This is a genomic window from Pontimicrobium sp. MEBiC01747, assembly GCF_053601635.1.
This window is the reverse complement of the sequence record NZ_JBSHNS010000197.1, coordinates 1-5,195: the sequence shown is the minus strand read 5'-3', so window position 1 is coordinate 5,195 and position 5,195 is coordinate 1. Positions and strand designations below refer to the sequence as shown.

5 protein-coding genes are annotated in these 5,195 nt (G+C 30.3%); 4 read left to right on the top strand and 1 reads right to left on the bottom strand.

Going from position 1 to position 5,195, the window contains the following annotated elements; all coding sequences use genetic code 11:
- Window positions 1-633, bottom strand: a 633-nt coding sequence (era, locus tag ACVC2P_RS06445; protein ID WP_452597657.1) for a GTPase Era, incomplete at its 3' end; no start/stop codon positions are given.
- Window positions 634-877: 244 nt separating this feature from the next.
- On the opposite strand from era, the gene ACVC2P_RS06440 reads away from it, so the two are divergent.
- The 4 genes from ACVC2P_RS06440 to ACVC2P_RS06425 form a co-directional block, all read left to right on the top strand.
- Window positions 878-1,594, top strand: coding sequence for a hypothetical protein (locus tag ACVC2P_RS06440; RefSeq protein WP_452597656.1), 717 nt, complete (start codon window positions 878-880; stop codon window positions 1,592-1,594).
- 621 nt (window positions 1,595-2,215) lie between these two features.
- Complete coding sequence (locus ACVC2P_RS06435) at window positions 2,216-2,977, top strand: sensor histidine kinase (protein WP_452597655.1); 762 nt, start codon at window positions 2,216-2,218, stop codon at window positions 2,975-2,977.
- Window positions 2,974-3,654, top strand: a complete 681-nt coding sequence (locus ACVC2P_RS06430) for a response regulator (protein WP_452597654.1) — start codon at window positions 2,974-2,976, stop codon at window positions 3,652-3,654. The genes ACVC2P_RS06435 and ACVC2P_RS06430 overlap by 4 nt, the downstream gene beginning before the upstream one ends.
- Before the next feature lie 240 nt (window positions 3,655-3,894).
- Window positions 3,895-5,195, top strand: a 1,301-nt coding sequence (locus ACVC2P_RS06425; protein ID WP_452597653.1) for a phage tail sheath family protein, incomplete at its 3' end; no start/stop codon positions are given.

Here is a 5,195-nt window from a genome sequence, read left to right as displayed (position 1 = left end):
TACTTCTACAGCATAAGGAATTTCTTTTTTGTAGTGCATTAAAATTTTCTCTCTAATTTTTTCGTTTACAAAAAAGCGTTCTGGTTTATCTGTTAATTGATCTTTTGGATAAAATGGTGGTGACTCTGGTAATAACTCTATTATTTTATCGAATACTTCTTTTACATTAAAGCCTTCTAATGCAGAGATAGGTATAATTTCTGCATTAGGAACTTTGCTAGCCCATAATTGTACTTGCGCTTCTAATTGTTCTTGGTTAGAGGTATCTATTTTATTTAATAGTAATAGAACTGGTATTTTAGCACTAGTAATTTTTTTAAAAAAAGCTTCATCTTTTAGTTCCTTTTCTCCAATTTCTACCATATAAATTAATAGATCTGCATCTTCAAAAGCCGATTTTACAAAATCCATCATAGAAGATTGCAACTCGTAAGCTGGTTTTATTATCCCTGGAGTATCTGATAATACAACTTGAAAATCATCACCGTTTACAATACCTAAAATACGGTGTCGTGTTGTTTGCGCCTTAGATGTAATTATAGATAGTTTTTCTCCCACAAAGGCATTCATAAGTGTGGATTTACCTACATTAGGATTCCCTATAATATTTACAAAACCTGCTTTATGACTCATGTCTTTCTTTTTTAATACGCTGCAAAGTTACAACCTTCCTATATTTATTCCGCTTTAATTAAACATAATACTTAGTTATTTGTATTATATTTTTAACTTTTAATAGCAATAACTACCTCCATAAAAATGTAATAAAATTGTGTTTTTATTTATGCTAAAAACAAAAAAGTTCTATCTTACATATCTATTATAAAATATATTGTTTGCTTTCCCTAAAAGTAGACTCTCGTAAAAATTAATTACAATGGAATTAAGTAAAATACAAGAGGCTATTAGATTGTGGATTGATTCTGGAAAAAACAAAGAATTAATTAAATCTTTATTTGCAAATAATCACAACGCCTTTCAATTTAAATACACACAAACTACCAATACAACTATAAAAACTTTTTTGCATGTATATCTTGCTATTGTTAAAGACCCAGAAACTAATATAGAATCTTTAAGGTGCTTTGCTATTAATTCTGATAAAGACACAAAAGCTGTACACGAAAGAGGTAATATGGCGAATTATATTAGCGAATACTCTATTATTTCAGATACTCCACCAGAAGCAGATAGTAATAGATCTGATACAGTACCAAGAGAACAAGCTTTAAAAAGAATTAACAACTGGATTACAGAAAGAAACGAGTGGATAGATTACCAAATAGACACAAATATTGTGCTATTTCAAATTTTTGTAATCCCTACACATTATTTAAAGAAAGGTACAGATTATCGAGCTTACTTTGCTTTACACAAAAAAGAAAGCACAGAACCTAGCGCTGTTTCTAATTTAAAAGGAGATATGATTGTTTGGGATATGGAAAATAAAAATATTGTTTACCCTCCTCCTCCTCCTCAACCTCAAACTTATTATAATACTATACGTTTAGTTCCACCTTTTGGAGATACACAAAACCAATCTACAAGAAGAGACAACTTTTTTTTATACAAACTAGTAACTGGAAATAATTAATATTGTTTTGAATTCAAAATTATGGCTGGAAGTCCTTTTGGCTTTACCTGCTTTAGCTTCTTTTATTGGAATTATTATTACAAGTTTTATTTTAAAAAAACTGACTCTAACTAGTAAATATATTTACCTGTATTTAATAATTGCTTTTACTACAGATATGCTAAGTAGATACTTAGCTTTAAATGATAATAATCTCATTTTAGTTCCCATTTTTGGTTTTTTAGAATTGACCTTATTTGCTATGATTTATAAAACTATTTTATTTAAAGAGAATAGATTATTCATCTATATTATTGCAATATGCTTATTACTTATACTAATAGATATTTTCACTTGTAATCCCTCCAACGTACAGAACTTTCACTCTTACGGTAGAGTTTTAGATGGTTTTACTATTACTTTTTTAAGTCTCTATTTTTATTGGAAAATAATTAATACTCCTTATAAACACAACAAGTTAACACAATTAAATACTGCCATTTTTTTATTCTTTTTATTAAATAGCATCTGGTTTTTAACCACCAATTTCCTTGTCAATATATCTTACAAAATAATATTTTCGCTTTGGATAATTAACATTATAGCCATGACAATATTCTACTCATTTCTAAGCTTTTACTTATGGAAAAATGGCAAAACCCAGAAATAGTAGCTATATGGATTACTATTGGTTTATTAACAATAGTATGCCTTGGTATAGCAATAGTATTTTTTATCCGCATTCACATAAAACGTATGCTTATAGCGCAAGAAAAACTAAATATCGAGAAACTAACACATCGAGAAGAATTACTTAAAACGAGCGTAATTATACAAGAACGAGAGCGCAAACGCATTGCTTCCGATTTACACGATGACTTAATTAGTAAGCTTAATGTACTTTCTTTAGCTATAAGCTCTAAATCTAAGATTGTAAATCCTGAAAAAATGTTAACAGAGAGTATTGCAACTGCTCGTAGAATTTCTCACGATTTATCGCCTCCGCTACTAGAAGAAACTAGTATAGCCGAATGGATTAACACAATAACTCACCCGCTTAAAAGCCAATATACTATTGAGTTATTTACCTCAAATACATTACAGCTTAAAATACAAAAAAACATAAAACTACAATTAATACGCATATTACAAGAGTGTATTACTAATAGCATTAAGCATGCCAATGCTACCCTATTGTCTTTTGCTTTACGAATCACTAAAAACTATATCGTTTTAAGAATAAAAGATAATGGAAAAGGATTTAATTCTAAAAAACAATTTAAAGGTTTAGGGTTAAAAAACATGGAACTTAGAATACACTTACTTAAAGGCAAATACCGGCTAAAATCGACTATACATAAAGGGACAGATTTACTAATATTAATTCAACTTCCTAAACAATGAACGCAACAAACTTAAACTTAGCTCTAGTAGATGATGATAAATTAATAGTAGAGCTGCTAAAAAATTTCTTTGTAGAAGATACTCATATTTCCATTAATATAATTGCACATCATGGTCATGATTTTATAAAACAATTGCATTGCTGTAGAACAATTCCAGATATTGTTTTGTTAGATTTACGCATGCAGAAAATGAATGGAGTGGACACTATGGCCGTTTTAAAAAAGGATTTTCCTGATATTAAAATCATTGTTTTATCCTCTCATTACAAACCAACTTTTATAGGATTTATACTTAAATCTGGTGCCAATGCTTTTATACCAAAAGATACAGGATTAAATGATTTATTAAAAATAATAGAAGAAGTCCATACAAAAGGGCATTACTTTTTACCTAACCAAATTGAAGTTATTAGAGAACAAATATTAAACAATTCGCCTAAACCTATTTTAGAAGAAAAACAATTACTTACAGATCGAGAAATGGATGTACTTAAATTAATTTGCTCTCAATACACTGCTAAAGAAATAGGCGAAAAACTATTTATTACACAACGCACTGTAGAGGGACATAAAAACCGAATTCTTTTAAAAACTGGTGTTAAAAATACAGCTGGATTGGTTATCTATTCTATACAAAATAATATCATTAACCCCGATGAGTTTTTTTTAGGATAACAAAACACGTATTTATACGCTTATATATTTAAAACCGTATTTTTATTTTTGATAGCTATACCTTATTAATTAACCTGTATGCATGACCAATACATTTAACTTATTTATTAATGTAGAAATATTTTATAGTTATTATAAAAATAACAGCTGTAAAGATGCAATATTCAAGCCTACAGAAATACTCAATTAATAATGGCAACCTCACCTAATTTATATCTAAACTTATAACAACTATTAACAATGAATTCACCTAACATAAAAACACCAGGAGTTTACATTAATGAAGTAGATGCTTTTGGTAATTCTGTAGTACCAGTAGCTACAGCCGTACCTGCATTTATTGGCTACACACCGCAAGCAAAATACGAAGGCAAAGACTACACTAATGTACCAACAAAAATAACATCTTTTGCAGATTTTCAGGCTATTTTTTGTTATCCTAATCCTCCAGCACCTGCAGATCTTGCAAAACAGTATAATCCGCAGTACTATTTAGTAGCACAACAAAGCAAACCAGAGAAAGGGGACTATATACTTATAGAAAGCACGTATTACTCTATTGTACCAGACCCAAATACGGTGTATTATTTATATAACAGTATTCGCTTATTTTACGAAAACGGTGGTGGAGATGCTTATATTGTTTCTGTAGGCACTTATGGTGCGCCATCTGGAGCTGGAATAACACCTGGAGAGCACATTATAAACCCTAATGTAGAATTGAATGCACTTAGCAATGGTCTTGCTTTATTAAAACAAGAACAAGAACCTACCATGTACATTTGTCCAGAAGCTACATTATTGTCTGTAAACAACAATGGTACTTTAATGCAAGAGATGTTATTGCAGGTCGAAAGCATGCAAACCGCAGTTTGTATTTTCGATATTATAGGCGGTCGAGATCCAGACCCTATTCTATATACAAATGACATAGAAACATTTAGAGATAATACTGGTACAAATGGATTAAATTATGGCACTGCTTACTATCCTTTTATAGAGACAACCATAATGCAATCGTCTAACATTGATTACACCAATTTATTTGGTGGTGCTATAAAACAGCTACAACCTTTATTAAGTCCCACTACTAATCCAAATAGTACCGTAGATACTATTTTATCTAATATTGAAATGCCGCCAGACAAACCTTTAACAGTTAGTCAATATAACAATGCCTTAATGCAAGCTAGCAGTACTTATGCTAAAATAATTAATCATGTATTAAGCGATATTAACATGCTACCGCCTAGTGGTGGAATAGCTGGTGTTATTACTAGAACAGATAACGAAATTGGCCCATGGCAAGCGCCTGCCAATACCTCTATAACGAGCGCAGTATCTCTACCTATAAAATTATCTAATACTCAACAAGCCAATCTTAATGTAGATGCTGTATCTGGGAAATCTATAAATGCTATTCGTTTTTTTAATGGTTTAGGTATTTTAATTTGGGGTGCACGTACTTTAGACGGTAATAGCCAAGATTGGAGGTATCTTCCGGTAAGAAGAACAATAACGTTTTTAGAACAGTCCTGTAA